Raw genomic sequence first — 17,654 nt, 5'->3', positions numbered from 1 at the left:
CGCCCCACCTGCTGGACCGCGGCCGGTGGCGATCCGGAGACCTCCCCGCGGTGCTGCGCACGTTGCGACAGTGGGCTGGCATCACCCAGCCGGAGCTGGCCGCACGGTGCTCGTGCAGCACCGCCGCCGTCCGCAGCTGGGAAGCCGGCCGCGTGGCTCCGAGCGCGCGGATGCTGGCCCGCCTCGAGCAGGCCTTCGGCCTGCCCGAGGGCGCGCTCGACGCAGCCCGTTGACCGCCTCAGGGAAGCGCGGAGAACACCCACGCGATCCGCGAGCGGTAGCTCTCCCCCGGCCGCAGCACGGCGGAGGGCCAGTCCGGCCCGGACGGATGGTTGGGCGTGTCGGGGTGGCGCTGGGGCTCCAACGCGATCCCGTCTCCCTGGCGCAGCGACCGGCCGTCGCGGTCGAGCGAGGAGCCGTCGAAGAAGTTGCCCGTGTAGACCTGGAGTCCGGGCTGGTCGGACCACAGCTCCATCCGGGTGCGGGTGGCGGGGCTGTCGAGCACGGCTACCGACCGCCAGCCGCTGCCGTCGACCACCAGGTTGTGGTCGATCCCCCGAGCCGCTCGCATTTCTGGGTGGGCCGAGCGGACCCGCTCGCCCAGCCGGGTCGGCCGGCGCAGGTCGAACGGCGTCCCCTCCACGGAGGCGTGGTCACCGGTGGGGATCGACGTCTCGTCGACCGGCGTGTAGCGGCTCGCCGCGACGGTGAGCACGTGGTCGTCGATGGTGCCCGCGCCGTTCAGGTTCAGGTAGGCGTGGCTGGTCAGGTTGACCACGGTCGGTGCCGTCGTGGTCGCGGTCAGGTCGAGCTCGACGGAGTCCGCCGTGACCGAGTACCGCGCGCGAGCCGTCAGCTCGCCGGCGTAGCCGGCGTCGCCGTCCGGGCTCACCAGCTCGAACAGGACCGAGCTCTCCGAGTGCTCGACGACCCGCCAGGCCCGGGTGTGGAAGCCGTCGGGGCCGCCGTGCAGGTGGTGTCCGCGATCGTTGGCGGGGAGGACCATCTCTCGTCCGTCGACCGAGAGGCGGCCGTGGGCGACCCGGTTCGCATAGCGTCCGACGATGCTCCCGATGTAGTCGGTCGAGGCCCGCACCGCGGCGGCGTCAGGGAGCCCGAGGGCCACGTCACGCCGGAGGCCGTCACCGCCGGTGACGATCAGCCGCTGAACGGTGGCGCCGACGTCGAGCAGGTGCAGCTCGGGGCCGGGTGCCTGGCCGATCACCACGTCGGGAGGGGTCGTGTCGTTCACGATGTGAACGCTAACATTCAGGGGAGGCGAGGCGGTCCCGAGGATTCCCTCACGACGAGGTGCGGCTGAGCCAGGTCGACCGCCGGACGGTCCTCGCCGGCGAGCGCGCGGACGGTCAGGTCCACCGCGCGCCGGCCCAGCTCGGGGAAGTTCTGGGCCACCGTGGTGAGGGCCGGCCAGTAGAACGCGGCCTCGGGGACGTCGTCGAAACCGACCACGCTGACCTCGGCGGGGACCGACCTGCCGACCTCGTGCAGGGCCTTCAGCACGCCCAGCGCCATCGCGTCGTTGGCCACGAACACGGCCGAGACGTCCGCGCTTCGGGCGATCCGTAGGCCGGCGCTGTAACCGCTCTCGGGCGACCAGTCCCCGGCGAGCTCGGGCCCCGGCAGCACGCCACGGGCCTCGTGGGCCTGTTGCCAGCCCTCCCGCCGCTGGACCGCCTCCGTCCAGTCAGCGGGCCCGCTGACCAGGGCGACACTGCGATGACCCAGGTCGAGCAGGTGCTCGGTGGCCATGCGGGCGCCGAGGACCTGGTCGATGCCCGCCGCCATCGTGTCGCCGGGGCCGACCCCCTGGACCAGCACGACCGGGATCGGCAGCGAGAGGCTCCTGACCAGGCTGAGCGCGTCGCGGTGGGCGACAGCCACCACGATCGCCTCGACCGCCTGGTCGAGGAGCCGGTCGACCGCGTCGCGGAGACCCTGCTCGGAGAGCTCGAGGACGCCGATGACGGCCACGTCGTACCCGGCTTCGCGACCGGCCTCCTGCACGGACGCCGCGATCATGCTGGGCCCGTACAGCGCCAGGTGTGCCGAGACCATCCCGATCCGCCCGGACCGGTTGGTGGCGAGCAGGCGGGCCGCCGCGTTGCGCCGATAGCCCAGCTCCACGATCGCGGCGTGCACCCGCTCCCGGGTGTCCTCCCGCACCAGCGGTGAGTTGTTGAGGACGCGGGAGACGGTCTGGTGCGAGACGCCCGCGCGCGCTGCGACGTCGGCCATGCTCGGTGAGCGCCGACGCGCCTCCCGCTGCCCGTTCTCCGTCATGGCGGCCACCCTAGAGGAGCGAACAGCGGCCGCGGGTCAAAGTGGTTGAACGCTCACATGATCGTGACGTACCCCGCACCGACTGCCCGGCCGCGAGGCGGACCGGGCGTCACCGTCCCGGCACCCGACGCACCGAAGTGGACCCGAGGAGCACCCCGCTCCGAGGCACGGTCGCCTGTACGGTCCAGTGGCCCCGGGCGAGCCGCGGCAGGCGCCAGGTCGCGCGTCCGTCGGCGACGGACAGCGAGACGCGACGCACGACGTCGCCGCTGCGCCGGAGCACGACGTTGACGCGGGCGAGACGCACCCCGGCCGGGTCGGTGAGCACCCGGATCCGGGCGACCGCGCCACGACCCGAGCGGTCCGGCCGGTCGACCCGGAGCACGGTGGCGGATCGCGCAGGCGCAACGGTGAGCCTCACGACGTCCTCGCCGGCCCGATGGGTCTCGTCGCCGTCGTACCGGATCACGACGTCGTGGATCCCGGCGCGCGACAGTCGCTCGGTGTCGATCACCATCCGGGCGCGGCCGTCGGCGAGGTTCGCCGACGCCAGCACCTTGCCTTCCGCGATCGCCCGCACACTGCCGTCCGGCACGCCGTCCGATGCGGTGACCCGCACCGCGATCGGCACATGCGTCCCGTACCGGACCGCTGTCCGGTCGACCACCGCGACCACTGCCGTCGGCGCCAGGTCGTCGCCCAGTGCCGGCACCATGAGCGTGTTCGTGTCCTCGGCGTTGCCAGCCCGGTCGACCGCGCGGTACTCGACGTCGACCGCCGCCTCGCCCACCACGACGGGGCCGTCGTACGACGTCCACGTCTCGCCGCCGCCGAGGCGGTACTCCACGCGTCCGACGCCCGAGGTCGCGTCCGCCGAGCGGATCGTCACCGTGCGCCCGGACCTGGTCGCCCGGCTGACCGGGGCCTCGGTGTCGACCCGGACCTGGTGGGTCGTCACCGCCGAGACGTTGCCGGTCACGTCATGAGCGCGCGCCCGGACCTCGTGCACACCCTCGCCCTCGATCGTGAGGGCAGCGGTGTCACCGTCGGTGGCGACCCAGGGTCCTCCATCCAGCGAGGTCTCGAGCCGGTCCACCCCGGTCTCGTCGGTCGCGGTCGCACTCGCGTGTGCCGGCGTCGTCACCCACCAGCCCTGCTCGCCATCGGCCTCGGAGGTCACGCTGACCGCCGGGTCCTCGGCATCGGTCACCGTGACCGTGGCGACCGGGCGGTCCGACGAGCCACGGCTCACCGTGCCGGTGACGCTGAACGTCCCCGGCTGGTCGTACGACGCCGGGTCGACCTGGTCCCAGTCGACCGCGACCGGGCCGGAGCGCCCGTCACCGAACGTCGCCTGGACCTGCGCCGGCAGCACCGGCGCCGTCCCGGCCCGGGTGGAGACCGCCACGTCCTGGACGTCCTCGACGAGCAGGTTGGGCTGGAGGCCGGCGCGCAGCGTGTCGAGCTCGGCCTGGGTGACCGGGACGACCGTGCCGTGGCGCGGACTGCTGGGCAGGTCGGCGGACGGCACCGAGGTCCAGCTGCCCGAGTCGATGTCGTTGGTGGTGAAGGCCAGGTAGCCCCGGCCGCCGTGGTAGCTGGGCTGGTCGATGAAGAGGTACCAGCGGTCGGGGTCCTCGTTGTCGCGGAAGATCGTCGGTCCTTCACCGTTGGTGAAGGTGCCTCCCCAGGGGTTGGGCTGTCCGACGCCGACCCGCTCCTTGACCAGCTGCCAGCCGGGCGTGGATGTGGTCGTCGGAAGCGAGCCGGTGACGGTGGCCCGCAGGTCGGTCGACCGCTCCTGACGCGGCGTCATGGACGCCTCGTCCTTGACCACGCGGTAGAAGGTGTCGCCGTCCCGCACGACGGTCGCGTCGATCATGCCCCGTCCGGTGCCGCGCCTGACGTCGATCCACGGCCGCGGCTCGGAGAAGGTGACGAAGTCGCGGGTGGTCGCGTACATCATCCGCTGGTACGAGGTCGCGATGTCCCGGCCCGCCGTCTCGGTCGACGGGTACAGCGCCGAGGCCCAGTACACGACGTACTCCCCGGCCGCCTCGTCGTAGAAGGCCTCGGGCGCCCAGGTGTTGCCCGCGAAGTCCGAGGACACCTTGATGTGGCGCTGGTCGGACCAGTGCACGAGGTCCGTGGACTCCCAGACCTCCATGTACGTACTGCCCGTCTCCTGCGCCTCGCCGAAGTCGACGGCCGGGTAGGCCTTGAGGTCGGTGGCGAGCAGGTAGAACCGGTCGCCCTCGTGGGAGCGGATGATGAACGGGTCGCGGAGCCCCCGCTCCCCGAACGAGGAGGAGAGGACCGGCTTGCCGTCGTTCAGCGCGTCGTAGGACAGCGGGTCGTTGCCCTGGCTGGCGCCGAGGTAGATCTTCTCTCCGTCGTCGGTGCTCTCCCCGGCGAAGTAGGCGAACGCGTAGCCCTCGTAGTCCGGCGCGGGGGGTGCCGGCTGCACGCGCACCACGATGTCGCGGGACGCGGTCGCCTCCCCCTTCGTCGCGGTCACGGTCAAGGTGACGTCGACCGCCGGCTGGCCGTGCACGGGACGGGTGACCTCGCCGGTGGCGGTGACCACGTCGGGCGATCCGGAGGTCCACGCGAGCGTGCTCCCGTGCAGCCCGGACCGCGGCAGGGCGAGGTTGCCCCGCACGTCGTCGGGATGGACCAGCGCCACGGCGGCGACGGCCTCCTGCGCCTTGCCCGCGTCGTCCACCTCCTCGGGCAGCACCGTGACCTCGAAGGCGCGGGTGCGGGTCTGCGTGCCGCGCGCGAGGGTCGCGGTCAGCGTCACCGTGGCCGGTTCCTCCCCGTAGGCCGGGCGGTTGACCACCCCGGTGTTGCTGACCCGCGCGGGGTCGCTGCTGCTCCAGGCGATGGAGGTCGTCGAGGACGCCCCGGTGGTGGGCAGCGCCAGGTCGGCGACCACCGCCCGGGTGTCGCCCAGGGTCAGGGCCGCGGTGTCGGCGTCGATCGCCGGCGTGACCACGTCACCCGCCAGCGTCGCCGACTCCTCGGCGGTGAGGGCCCGGTCGTAGAGGCGGAAGTCCCGCAGCCTCCCCTTGAACGAGAGGTCGTTGGAGTACGCCGACCGGCCGAGGGCGTTCAGCGTGGTCGTCCCGTCCGGGGTGCCGAGCAGCGACGGCTTGGTGGTGATGTTGTCGTTCGAGGCGACGAGTGCGCCGTCCTCGTAGAGCCGGGCGTTGCCGGGGGCGCCGGGCACGCCACCGGTGATCGTGTAGGTGACGTGCTTCCAGACGCCGGTCGACAGCCTGCCGCTCCGGAACGTGCTCTGCTCGGTGTCGAAACCGCCCTCCGCGATGGTCGCCCGGAACCGGCCGCTGGAGTCGTTGGTGGTGAACAGGTAGCCGGTGCCGTCCGGCCAGACCGCGCTGTTGCCCAGGTTGTACATGAACCAGTTGCCGGACAGCGTCGGGTCGACCCATACGTCGAAGTCGACCGTCAGGTTGTCGACGCCGGCCACGAGGTTGTCCGGGAGCCTGATGGAACTGCCGGAGCTGTTGCTCCCGCCGGTGAAGGTGAATCCCTCACCCGAGCTCCAGCCCGGCGTGCCGGTGACGGTGCCGTTGCGTCCGTTGCCCGACGAGTCCGCTGCCACGGTCCCGGCGGTCTCGTCGAGCTTCCACCAGCCGATCATCCCGGTGTCGAGGGACTCACCCTCGGCGTCGGCGGGTACCGGGGCGGACACGGCGGCGGACAGGCCCACCGCTACGGCCAGGGTCGCCGCTGCGGCTCGCCACCCGCGCCGGGGTCGGGACATGGTTCGAGTCACCTTGGTTCTCCTGATCTTCACGGGATCCGCACGGAGGCGCGGGACGAAGACGGGTCGACGGTCGCCGAGCCGGCGTAGCGGGCGAGGACCACGTGACGCCCACGAGCCAGGCGAGGCAGGCGCACCGTGCCGCGGCCGCCGCTGAGGGTGACCGTGCGGATGAGCACGGTCCGGCCGCTGCGCCGGACGGTCAGCCGCACCGTTCCGGTCACCGGCACGTCGGCGGTGACGCGGACATCCACCCGCGGCGTCCGCGTCGCCACCTGGGCGAACCGCAGCCTGGTCCGCGACGAGGCCCGTACGACGCTCACCCGGACGGCGTCGGCGGAGCCGGCGTGGACCGCGCTGCCTGCGTACTCGACCGTGAGCCGGTGGGAGCCCAAGCGGAGCCGGGCCGCCGGGACGCGCAGGGTCGCCCTGCCGCCGACCAGGTCGGCGGAGGTGAGCAGGGTGCTGCCCTCGCTGAGGGTGACCGGGCCGGTGGGGACTCCGCCCGAACCGCTGACGCTGACCCGGACCACGACGTCGCGGCCGAGCGGGACGCGCGCCGCCTCCGCGATCGCGGCCGTCGTAGTGGGTGACAGGTCGCCCTCGGCCGGGACCTCGAGCCGACCCGGCTCCTCCGCGTTGCCGAAGACGTCGGTCGACCGGAACTCCACGACCGCGGACTCCTCCCCCACGGCGATCGGGTCGCCATAGGACGTCCACACACCGCCGTCCCGGCGGTACTCGGTGCCCCCGTCGCCGATGCCGGCGCCGCTGTCGGCGGCGGTGAGCGTCACGGTCCGGGCGTCGGCGTCGAGCACGGCCTTGGTGACCGGAGCCGCGGCGTCGACGCCGATCGTGAGCGGCCGCGCCTCACCGACGTTGCCGGCCGCGTCGACGGCCCGGACGGAGAGCTCGTGAGTGCCGTCGCCGGACACGTCGATGTCGGCCGAGCCCCCCTCGACCTGCCGCCACGCGCCGCCGTCGAGGGACCACTCCAGGTGGTCGACCCGCCGGTCGTCAGCGGCCTCCACGTGGACCGTCGCCGGGTCGCGGTACCAGCCGCGGACACCCTGGCCTGCGACGGTCAGCGACTCGATCGTCGGTGTCACGCCGTCGGCGGTGTGCATCCGTAGGAACGTCACCGAGGACCCGGGGAACTCGTACTCGAAGTCGTTGGAGAGCCCGCTCACCGCCCGCTCCTTCGGCCAGATGACCGTCGGGCTGGCCTTGGTGTTGGTGGTGCTTCGCGACGGTGCCGTCAGCGTGGTGACCGTCCCGGTCGGCTCGATCGCCGCGTCGGACACGCGCACCTGGGTGCGGACCGGACCGGTCGCGGTGTTGACCACCTTGGCCACGAGGTCACCGGTCGCCTCGTCGCGGGTGACCACCTGGAACAGCTGGTCGCTCGCGTCCACCTGGTCGTAGGTCAGCTTGAGCACGCCGTCCTGGTAGAGCCGGATCGTCGTCCCGTCGACCTCGATCCTCAGTCGGTACGTCGTGCCGGTGGCGACGCTGTCGCCTTCGAGCGCGACCACCTCGCCCGCGCTGCCGCCGTCGGCCCGCTGCAGCACCGAGCGGGTGTTGTTCCAGCCCCCCACGTTCCACCAGTAGAAACTGTTGGTGCCGGTGGCCCCGAAGCCGACCAGGAAGCCTTCCGCTCCGGCGAGCTTGGTCGCGTCGAGCTCCAGCGTGTAGTTCGTCCAGCCCTTGTCGTAGGCACCGGCGATGACCGAGCGGGCGTCGGTGGTGGTCGTCGAGGACTGCACGTAGCGGCCACCGTCGGTGCTCCAGGCGCCCTGCTGCGGGGACCACTGCGAGGAGTCGGCGAAGTCGTCGCTGAAGAGCGTCTCGCCGGTCTCGTTGTCGGTCACCACGACGTTGTCGTAGGCGGCGCTGGTGTTCCAGGTGGAGAGGAAGACCCCGCCCCGAACGTCCTGCGGCGCGTTCACCGCTCCGTCGAAGGTGCTCGGCGCCACCTGGTCGCCCACGTTGTTCCCGAACATCTTCTGGACCTGCCAGTTCGCCGACTCCCAGGACTCGTCGTTGTCGAACCAGATCGCGTCCGGCGCCCACTGGACATGGGCCTCGTGCGCCAGCAGCGGTGCGTAGGACGCCAGCCGCACCACGTCGCCGTTGCGCTGGAGACCGGTCATGTAGGCCGCCTCGGCCAGCGCGTTGTGGAAGGTGTTGCCGCGGCTGGCGTACTCGCCGAGGAAGACCTTCGGGCCCTCCCGGTCGTAGTCGTCGTACCGGCGGTGGTTGTCGAGGAACCAGTCCGGGTCGTTGTAGTAGTGCTCGTCGACCATGTCGACGCCCTGGGCCCGGTTGAAGGACCAGAGGGTGTCGAACCGGGTGCCGGCGTCGTCCGGGCCGGAGTTCGAGATGATCGAGATGTCCGGGTAGGCGGTCTCGACGGCCTCCTTGAACTGCGGGAAGTTGGCCTCGAAGGTGGTGGTGTTCTCCTCGTTGCCCAGGCCGATCATCTCCATCCCGAACGGCTCCGGGTGGCCGAGCTCGGCGCGGACGGCGCCCCACTCGGTGTCGGTGCCGCCGTTGGCGAACTCGATCAGGTCCAGGGTGTCCTGGACCCAGCGGTCGATCTGCGCCTGGTCCTTCATCTCGGGGATCGTGCTGCCGCAGCCGTTGGCGCCGACGGACAGCACCGGCAGCGGCTCGGCGCCCAGGTCCTCGGCGAGCTCGAAGTACTCGAGGTACCCGAGGCCGTAGGTCTGGTTGTAGCCCCAGAAGTTCTTGTTCGTCGGGCGCTCCTCGATCGGCCCGATCGTCTCCTTCCACTGGTAGGTGCGCTGCCGGTCGGTGAACCCGCTCTCCTCGTAGGAGCGGAAGGTGCCGACGTTGGTGACGCAGCCTCCCGGGAAGCGCACGAAGCCGGGCTTCATCGCGGCGACCCGCTCGGCCAGGTCCTTGCGAAGCACGCTGGGCCCGTTGACCGGGCCGACCCAGGTGTCGCGCGGCATCACCGAGACCATGTCGAGCGCGAGCGTCGACCCCGCGCCGGCCAGCACGGCGATCCGGGCGTTGTTGCTCGTCGCCGTTGCCGTCAGCGGTACCTCGACCCGCTGCCAGGTGCCGTCACCCCGGACCGCGACCGTGCCCGCGCCCAGCACCGTGGACCCGGCCGAGTCCTCGAGCCGGACGGTGAGGGACTGGGCGGTCGCCGTGCGGACCCAGACGGAGGCGTCGTAGACGTCGCCGTTCTCGACCGCGACTCCGTCGAAGCCGGTGTTGCGGATGCCGTCGCCGGGCGCGGCGGCGACCAGCCTCAGGTAGTTGCGGTTCAGCTCGTTGAGTCGCCCGCTGTCGTTGACCACGGTGGCCGAGCTCGCGCCCCCGCTGCGGTTCGCGAGGCTCCAGGCGGTCATCGCGGTGAACGAGCTGTGGTCGGTGCCGTTGAACTCGAACGACCGATTGCGCACGAGCTCTGCATAGATGCCGCCGTCGGCCGCGTAGTTGATGTCCTCGAAGAAGATGCCGAACATGTCGGGGTTGAGCTCGGCGCCCTCGCCGTCGGCGTCGATATCGAGGGTCGCGGTGCTGTCGTCGACCTCGGTCAGCACGAAGCGGACGGCATCGGCCTCCGCGCCGGTGCTGAGGCGGTCCTCGGCGTCGGCGACCAAATAGCCACCCTCATCCGCGCCGTCGACGCGCAACACCACCTTGCCGCCGCCCGCGTCGGTGATCCGCAGCGGCGCCGGCTGCGCACCGACCTCACCGATGGCGACGACGGCGCCCTCGAGCACGACCGGGCCGGCCGGCGTGGCGATGCCGAGTGCGCCGCCCCCGAGTTCGGTGGCCTGCAGTCGCAGGCTGGAGGTGGGCTGGTCGGCGGTGAGGGCGAGCCGGTCGCCATCGGCAACCAGGTACGCCGCGTCGCGGTCGGCCTGGAGGGTGAAGCTTCCCGACGGCACCACGTCCGCGCCCTGCGCATGGGTGATCTCGAAGGAGTCGAAGGCCGCAGCCGTCGGTGTGCCGTCCTGGGCGGCGAGGGCGTAGAGGCCGACCTGCGTGGTGTCGAAGGGCACTGTGGTCGTCGCCGCGGTGACCCAGTCGTTCGTGCCTGGATCCCGGTAGCTGGTGGTGATCGTGTCGCCGGTGCGCTGAAGCCTCAGCGTCTCCCCGGTCGACCCCGGCCGGTCGGCGAAGGCAACGGCGCTGAACGCCGCCCCGACCTCGCGGTCGGTCTCGACGGCGACGCCCGACGGCGACAGCGACCCGACGTAGGTCAGGCCTGCGCGGACGTAGTTGTCCATGTCCTGCCAGGCGATCAGCCCGGCGCCCTGGTAGACCTTCGAGACCGGGACGCTGACGCTCGCGGTGGCGGTGAAGTCGCCCGCGGGCACGTCGACCACGACGACGTTCTTCGCGGAGTTCACGTTCTGGAAGGTGTCGCCCGGCTGCCCCGCGATCCGGAGTGCTCCGCTGCTCACCTCGAGCGCCGAGGGCTCGGGATTGACCACCTCCCAGCGCGCGCCGAGGTCGACGCCGTCGAAGGCGTCGGACCAGGTCACCGCGGCCGAGGCAGCGGGCGCGACGGCGATGCCGAGCCCGGCCGCTGTGGCGAGGAGGCCGGTCAGGAGGGCGAGCGCGGCGCCGGCGCCCAGCATGCGGCGCGGGCGAGGGTCAGGCGATGTGACGAGGGACACGGAGGATTGTTAACGCTCACATGACTCGCTCGTCAAGGCCCGTACGGCGCGTCCGACCGTAAAATGACGGATCCGAGCCCCGGGGTTGACGGCTGGGGGTGATCGCGCTCACACTCCTTTGTTAGCGCTCACACCCGGAGGCTTAGATGACGCACACCGCGGCGATCCGCCGACTTCCCGCCCTGCTCGCCCTGGCCCTGGTCAGTGGCCTGCTGCTCCTGCTCCCCGCTGTGCCGCCGGCCGCTGCCGACGTCACCGAAGGGCTGGTGCTGCGATACGACCTCGACCAGGCGTCGGGCACCACCGTCGTCGACACGTCGGGCCAAGGCCGTGACGGCACGCTGGTCGGCGGCGGCACCTGGGCCGGCGGGTCGCTCAGCCTCGACGGGGTGGACGACCACGTGAAGCTGCCGAACAACGTGCTCGCCGGCCTCGACTCGATCACGGTCCACCTCGACGTCTTCGTCGCGTCGAGCCAGGCCGCCCCGTTCTTCCTGTGGGGCCTCGGCAACGCGGCGGACTCCGGGGCCGGCACGGGCTACCTCTTCGCGAGCGGCAACGCCTTCCGCGCCGGCATCACGGCGACCAACTGGTCCGGGGAGAAGGTCACCGCCCGCAGCAGCGGCGGCGACCTCGCGCGCGGTGTCTGGAAGTCGGTCACCTACACGCAGACCGACACCACCGGCACCCTCTTCGAGGACGGCGTCCAGGTCGGCCAGAACACCGCGGTGACGGTGAAGCCCAGCGACATCGGCACCGGCAGCACCGTCAACAACCTGCTCGGCGAGTCCAACTACGCCGCCGACAACAGCCTCAAGGGGAAGGTGCGGAACTTCCGCATCTACAACCGCGCGCTCACCTCGTCCGAGGTCGCCGACATCTCGCTCAACGACGCCAACCGGCTCGCCGCGGACCACGCCACCCTCGACCTCGGCGACCTCTCCGGCGTCACCGCGGACCTCACCCTGCCGACCACCGGCGAGTACGGCTCGAGCATCGCCTGGGCGAGCAGCGACCCCGCGGTCATCAGCAACACCGGCCAGGTCACTCGCCCCGGCGCCCTCGAGGAGCCGGTGGACGTCACCCTCACGGCCACGCTGACCCGCGGCTCCGGCACCGAGACCAAGGCCTTCACCGCCACCGTCCTGCCCGAGGAGGATGACCAGGCCAAGGCCGACGCCGCCGCCGCCGCACTGAAGCTCGTCCACCCCGACGACGTCCGCGGACACCTCACCCTCCCGAGCTCGGGCCTCCACGGCGCGAACGTGACGTGGTCCTCCGCGGACGAGGCCGTCGTCGCACCCGACGGCATCGTGCACCGGCCCACCCACGGCAGCGGCGACGTCGGCGTCACGCTGACCGCGACGGTCACCGTGGGCACCGCCTCGGCCACGCGCGCCTTCCCGCTCACCGTGCGCGAGCAGCCCGCGCCCGCGCCGTACGCGGGCTATGCGTTCAGCTACTTCACCGGCAACTCGATCGCCGGCGAGAAGATCTACTTCGCAGCGAGCCGTGGCAACGACGCCCTCACCTGGGACGAGCTCAACAACGGCCAGCCGATGCTCGAGTCCACCATGGGCGAGATGGGCCTGCGCGACCCGTTCCTGATCCGCTCCCCCGAGGGCGACCGGTTCTTCCTCATCGCCACCGACCTGTCCATCGGGCGCAACGGCAACTGGGACCGCGCGCAGCGCACCGGTAGCCGGTACCTCGAGGTGTGGGAGTCCACCGACCTCAAGACGTGGTCCGAGCAGCGGCACGTCCTGGTGTCCCCGCCCACCGCGGGCAACACCTGGGCTCCCGAGGCCTACTGGGACGAGGACCTCCAGCAGTACGTCGTGTTCTGGGCCTCCAAGCTCTACGCCGAGGACGACCCGAACCACACCGGCAACACCTACAACCGGATGCTCTACGCCACCACCCGCGACTTCGTGACGTTCAGCGAGGCCAAGGTCTGGCAGGACCGCGGCGAGTCGCGTATCGACTCGACGGTGATCCGGGAGAACGGCCACTACTACCGCTTCACCAAGGACGAGGGCGCCGGTGGCACCGGCTGCTCCGACATCATCCAGGAGACGGCCGACCAGCTGACCGCCGTCGACCTCCCGGGCAACCCGTCGTGGACCATGCAGGACTCCTGCATCGGCCGGGACGCCGGGACGTCCGCGGTCGAGGGACCCACGGTCTTCAAGGCCAACCAGGGTGACACCTCCGGCAGCAACTACTACCTGTTCGTCGACGAGTACGGCGGCCGCGGCTACATCCCGCTCGGCACCGACGACCTGGACCAGCCGGACTGGAAGGTGGCGCCCGACTACGACCTCCCGGCGAGCCCGCGGCACGGCACGGTCATCCCGGTGACCCAGGCCGAGCTGGACAGCCTGCGCGAGGGCATCGTGATCCCCGAGCCGCCGACGCCGGTCGTCGCCGACGAGCAGGGCCTGGTCGCCCACTATCCGCTGGACGAGGTCTCCGGCACCGTCGCGGCGGACCTCACCGGCCACGGGTACGACGGCACCGTCTCCGGCGACGCCACCTGGGCCGACGGCGGCCTGACCCTCGGCGGAACCAACGGCCACATCCGGCTCCCGGACAACATGATGGCCGGGCTCGACGCCATCACCGTGTCGACGGAGGTCAAGGTCGACCCGACCCAGCCGACGCCGTACTTCATCTGGGGCCTGGGCAACACCGACGGTGGCGGCACCGGGAACGGCTATCTGTTCACGACTGGCAACGGCAGCTACCGCACATCCATCGCGTCCGGCAACTGGACGACCGAGCAGACCGCGAGCAGCGGTACGCCACTGGCCCGGGGCGTGTGGAAGACGCTGACCTACACGCTGCAGGACGGCACCGCGACCCTCTACCTGGACGGCGTGAAGGTCGGCGAGAAGACCGGGGTGACGATCAAGCCCGGCGACATCGGCGACGGACGCACGACCGCCAACTACATCGGCCGCTCTGTCTACACCAACGACCGGTACCTCAAGGGGGGCGTGCGCGACTTCCGGCTCTACAACCGGGCGCTCTCGGTCACCGAGGTTCGCGACCTCGCCGCCGATCCGACCGCGATCCTCGGCGTCGAGCTCGACAGCCTCAAGGTGCCGGCCGTGATCCACGCCGAGTCCTCGACGGTGACCCTGCCGATGATTCCGGGCACGGACCTCACCGACCTCGACCCCTCCTACGACGTCAAGGGCGGCTCGAGCCTGGACGTCGACGGTCCCGCGGACTACTCGACGCCTCGTACGGTGACCGTCACCGCTCCGAGTGGCGTCACCCGGGACTGGACGGTGCGGGCGGTCGAGATGAGGTCCCCGGTGCTGCCGGGGTTCTACGCCGACCCGAACATCGCGGAGTTCGACGGGACCTACTACATCTACGCGACCACCGACGGCTTCGCCGGATGGGGCGGCAAGGAGTTCTACGTCTGGAAGTCCACCGACCTGGTGGACTGGGAGCGCTCGGAGCAGCCGATCCTCACCCTCGACGGCGCCAACGGCAACGTGCCGTGGGCGACCGGGAACGCGTGGGCGCCCACCATCATCGAGCGCGACGGGAAGTACTACTTCTACTTCTCCGGCCACAACCCGACGTACAACCGCAAGACGATCGGCGTGGCGGTGGCCGACAGCCCCGAGGGCCCGTTCACCGCGCAGCCGACGGCGATGATCCTCAACAACGAGACGGTCACGTCCGGCCAGGCGATCGACCCGGGCGCGTTCAAGGACCCCGAGACAGGCAAGCACTACCTGTTCTGGGGCAACGGCTCGCCGGTCTACGCCGAGCTGAACGACGACATGCTCTCGATCAAGCCGGAGACCCTGAGCCGGATCAGCGGCCTCACCAGCTTCCGCGAGGGCGCCTTCGTCAACTATCGCAACGGGACCTACCACCTCACCTACGCGATCGACGACACCGGATCGCCGAACTACCGGGTCGGCTACGCCACCTCGGACAGCATCCAGGGACCCTGGACCTACCGCGGCGTGATCCTGGAGAAGGACGTCTCGCAGGGCATCCTCGGCCCGGGCCACAGCTCGATCGTGCAGGTGCCCGGCACCGATGACTGGTACATCGCCTACCACCGGTTCGCGATGCCCGGCGGCGACGGCACCCACCGGGAGACCACCATCGACCGGCTCACCTTCGGTGAGGACGGGCTCATGCAGCCGGTGGCGCCGACCCTGACCAGCGTCGACCCGCTCGAGTCGCCCGAGCCGCAGGCACCGGCCAACACGTCACGGCCGACGATCAGCGGCACGCCGCAGGTGGGCCGGCGGCTCACCGCCGGCCCGGGCACCTGGGACACCGAGGACCTCACCTTCAGCTACCAGTGGCTGCGGGACGGTGCCCCGATCACCGGCGGAAGGTTCTCGAGCTACTCGCCGCGCGCCGCCGACGTGGGCCACCGCCTGACGGTCCGGGTGACCGCGACACCGACCGACGGTCCGGACGGGGCGGCCACCTCCGCGGCGACGGCGCCCGTCGCGCGGGCAGGCGCCAAGGTCCGGCTCCGACTCTCGGACACGACCCCTCGGGCCGGCCAGCGGGTGACCCTCCGGATCTCCGTGGCCACCTCGCCCTCCACGGTCCCCGCCTCCGGGACGGTCGTGGTCAAGGTCGACGGACGTCGGGTCGCCACGAGGCCGGTGCGCTCGGGCACCGCGCGCGTGGTGCTGCGGCTGCGCAAGGGCGTCCGCACCGTCACGGCGGGCTACGGCGGATCCTCGAGCGCAGGCAGCGACTCCGCGTCCCTTCGGGTCCGGGTTCGGCGGTAGGGACGAGACGTCGGCGTGGATCGCACCCAGCAGGTCGGTGCGATCCACGCCGATCGTCGCATTCACCGGTCCGTCCGGGCTGTGGCCAACCGTCACCGTCGCCTGCCGCTGGAATCGACCGCACCGGACGGACGATGCTGGGTGCATGGCGCTCGCTGTCTGCTTGCTCTTCGACCCCCGGTCCGAGCTCCTGATGCGGGACCTGTGGTCGCGACTGGAGGACGCGGGAGTCCCCACCCTGGCGACCCACACGCATGGCCGGCACTACCCGCACCTGTCCTATGCCGTGCTCCGTGAATGGGACGTGGAGCGGACGCAGGAGGCGCTCGCCGCACTTCCGGCTGCAGAGCCCTTCATGCTGTCCTTCCATGGCACGCTCGTGTTCCCGCGCGGCCGGGCTGCACTCGCGCCGGCGATTCCCGCCGATGTGGCACTGCGCCAGTGGCGCATCGTCACGGCCCTCGAGGCGACCGGCGCGGAGCTGCACCGCAGCTACCAGGCCGGCCACTGGGTGCCGCACGTCTCGGTGGCCACGCGGGCCCCGGGCACCAAGCTGGCCACGGTCGTGAAGGCGATCGCCGACGTCCTGCCGCTGACAGCACGCGTCGACCGGGCCGCACTCGTGGACAGTGCCACCGGCGAGACCTGGCGGCTGCCCCACATCCCGTGAGCGCCAGGCGCTGCGACTACCAGCGCGGGTGGATCGCCTCCCGGAACCGGGCGTCGTAGATCGCGCGCACGCCGTCGACGAACTCGGCGGGGAGCGGACCCACGGAGCCGGCGGCAGCGTTCGCGCGAGCCTGCTCGACCCCTCGCGCGCCGGGGATCACCGTGCTCACGCCGGGCTGCTGCCAGCACCAGGCGATCGCGGCCTGGGCAGGGGTGACGTCCTCACCGAGGGTGCGGCGGACCAGCGCCGAGAACTCCTGGGCGGCGGTGACCCCGACCCGGTAGTCCACCCCGGAGAAGGTCTCCCCCACGTCGAAGGCGCTGCCATCCCGGTTGTAGTTGCGGTGGTCGTCGGCGGAGAACACGGTGGTGTCGTCGTACCGACCGGAGAGGAGACCGGAGGCCAGGGGCACCCGGGCGACGATGCCGACGCCGGCCGCGGCCGCGGCGGGCAGCACCTCGTCGAGCGGCTTGAGCCGGAACGCGTTCAGGATGATCTGCACCGACGCGACCCCGGGCCGGGCGATGGCCGAGAGCGCCTGCGCGCAGGTCTCCACGCTGACGCCGTAGGCCGCGATCACGCCGTCCGCGACCAGCTCGTCGAGGGCGTCGTAGGTCGCGTCGTCGTCGATCACGGCCGACGGCGGGCAGTGCAGCTGCACCAGGTCGATCCGGTCCACGCCCAGGGTGCGACGGGAGCGGTCGAGCCAGCTGCGGTAGTTCTCGGGCGTGTAGCTCTCGGGGACCTGCTCCGCGCGCCGGCCCATCTTCGTCGCGACCGTGATTCCCTCGTCGGGGTGGGCGGCGAGGAAGCGCCCGACGATCTCCTCGCTGCGACCGTCGCCGTAGACGTCGGCGGTGTCGAAGAAGGTGACCCCGGCAGCCGCCGACTCCTCCAGCACGGACCGGGCGTCCGCCTCGGTCACCTCGCCCCAGTCCGCGCCCAGCTGCCAGGTGCCGAGGCCGACGGCCGAGACCTCGCGCCGGGTCCGTCCGAGGGTGCGTTGCTCCATTGGGTTCCTCCGTGGGGTGGGTGGTTGAGGCCTGCGTCAGGCCTGCGTCAGGCCGGCGTCAGGCCCGCGTCAGGTCTGCGTCAGGCGGGCGTCGATGGCGCTCGGGCTGAGCACGTGGTCGAGCGCGAGGGTCGCGCAGCCGACGAGGCCGGCACGATCGCCGAACGTCGACGGCAGGAACTGCAGCTCGCGGGTGGCGAGCGCGGACGAGCGGGCGTAGACCGCTTCGCGCACCCCGGCGGCGTACACGTCGTACACGGCCGCCATGTCCCCGCCGAGCACGACCGCCTGCGGGTTGAGCAGGTTGATCGCGACCGCGAGGAGCTCGCCGACCTGGCGCCCGCTCTCGCGCAGCAGCTGCTTGGCCTCGGCGTCACCGGCGAGGGCGTGGGCGACCAGGGCGCGCACGTGGTCGACGTCGCGGCCCTCGTCG

At 71.7% G+C, this 17,654-nt stretch carries 9 protein-coding genes; 3 read left to right on the top strand and 6 right to left on the bottom strand.

Annotated features, from left to right (window positions below; translation table 11 throughout):
• On the top strand, positions 1–233 hold a 233-nt coding region (locus E7Z54_RS04635), incomplete at its 5' end, for a helix-turn-helix domain-containing protein (protein WP_136431848.1).
• Positions 234–238: 5 nt separating this feature from the next.
• Here E7Z54_RS04635 and E7Z54_RS04630 read toward each other — a convergent pair.
• The 4 genes from E7Z54_RS04630 to E7Z54_RS04615 all read right to left on the bottom strand — a co-directional run bounded on the left by E7Z54_RS04630 (position 239) and on the right by E7Z54_RS04615 (position 10,755).
• A complete protein-coding gene (locus E7Z54_RS04630) occupies positions 239–1,252 on the bottom strand; it encodes an aldose epimerase family protein (protein WP_168798166.1) in 1,014 nt (337 codons plus the stop codon).
• A 17-nt stretch (positions 1,253–1,269) separates the two neighbouring features.
• Positions 1,270–2,301, bottom strand: a complete 1,032-nt coding sequence (locus E7Z54_RS04625; protein ID WP_136431845.1) for a LacI family DNA-binding transcriptional regulator — start codon at positions 2,299–2,301, stop codon at positions 1,270–1,272.
• A gap of 109 nt (positions 2,302–2,410) precedes the next feature.
• Positions 2,411–6,091, bottom strand: a complete 3,681-nt coding sequence (locus tag E7Z54_RS04620; RefSeq protein WP_136431843.1) for an immunoglobulin-like domain-containing protein — start codon at positions 6,089–6,091, stop codon at positions 2,411–2,413.
• A gap of 29 nt (positions 6,092–6,120) precedes the next feature.
• Positions 6,121–10,755, bottom strand: coding sequence for an alpha-L-arabinofuranosidase C-terminal domain-containing protein (locus E7Z54_RS04615; protein ID WP_136431841.1), 4,635 nt, complete (start codon positions 10,753–10,755; stop codon positions 6,121–6,123).
• 146 nt (positions 10,756–10,901) lie between these two features.
• On the opposite strand from E7Z54_RS04615, the gene E7Z54_RS04610 reads away from it, so the two are divergent.
• Together E7Z54_RS04610 and E7Z54_RS04605 are read left to right on the top strand one after the other, a co-directional pair.
• The gene (locus E7Z54_RS04610; protein ID WP_136431839.1) at positions 10,902–15,539 is read left to right on the top strand and encodes a family 43 glycosylhydrolase; all 4,638 of its coding nucleotides are present in this window, start codon (positions 10,902–10,904) and stop codon (positions 15,537–15,539) included.
• Between the two features lie 145 nt (positions 15,540–15,684).
• Positions 15,685–16,209 carry a 2'-5' RNA ligase family protein gene (locus tag E7Z54_RS04605; RefSeq protein WP_136431838.1) on the top strand — a complete coding sequence of 175 codons (525 nt, stop codon included), beginning with the start codon at positions 15,685–15,687 and terminating at the stop codon, positions 16,207–16,209.
• A 16-nt stretch (positions 16,210–16,225) separates the two neighbouring features.
• Here E7Z54_RS04605 and E7Z54_RS04600 read toward each other — a convergent pair whose 3' ends face one another.
• A complete protein-coding gene (locus E7Z54_RS04600) occupies positions 16,226–17,221 on the bottom strand; it encodes an aldo/keto reductase (protein ID WP_136431837.1) in 996 nt (331 codons plus the stop codon).
• Between the two features lie 69 nt (positions 17,222–17,290).
• Positions 17,291–17,654, bottom strand: a 364-nt coding sequence (locus tag E7Z54_RS04595; RefSeq protein ID WP_136431835.1) for an ROK family protein, incomplete at its 5' end; no start/stop codon positions are given.

It is taken from the genome of Nocardioides sp. (assembly GCF_004803405.1).
GTDB lineage: Bacteria > Actinomycetota > Actinomycetes > Propionibacteriales > Nocardioidaceae > Nocardioides > Nocardioides vastitatis.
The sequence above is the reverse complement of the archived record's forward strand: the minus strand, read 5'-3'. Positions and strand labels throughout refer to the sequence as shown.

What these genes read in the sequence shown, in the direction of transcription:
- E7Z54_RS04625 (WP_136431845.1), bottom strand. Translation starts at nt 2,301, where the DNA reads ATGACGGAGAACGGGCAGCGGGAGGCGCGTCGGCGCTCACCGAGCATG.
- E7Z54_RS04620 (WP_136431843.1), bottom strand. Translation starts at nt 6,091, where the DNA reads ATGTCCCGACCCCGGCGCGGGTGGCGAGCCGCAGCGGCGACCCTGGCC.
- E7Z54_RS04610 (WP_136431839.1), top strand. Translation starts at nt 10,902, where the DNA reads ATGACGCACACCGCGGCGATCCGCCGACTTCCCGCCCTGCTCGCCCTG.
- E7Z54_RS04605 (WP_136431838.1), top strand. Translation starts at nt 15,685, where the DNA reads ATGGCGCTCGCTGTCTGCTTGCTCTTCGACCCCCGGTCCGAGCTCCTG.
- E7Z54_RS04600 (WP_136431837.1), bottom strand. Translation starts at nt 17,221, where the DNA reads ATGGAGCAACGCACCCTCGGACGGACCCGGCGCGAGGTCTCGGCCGTC.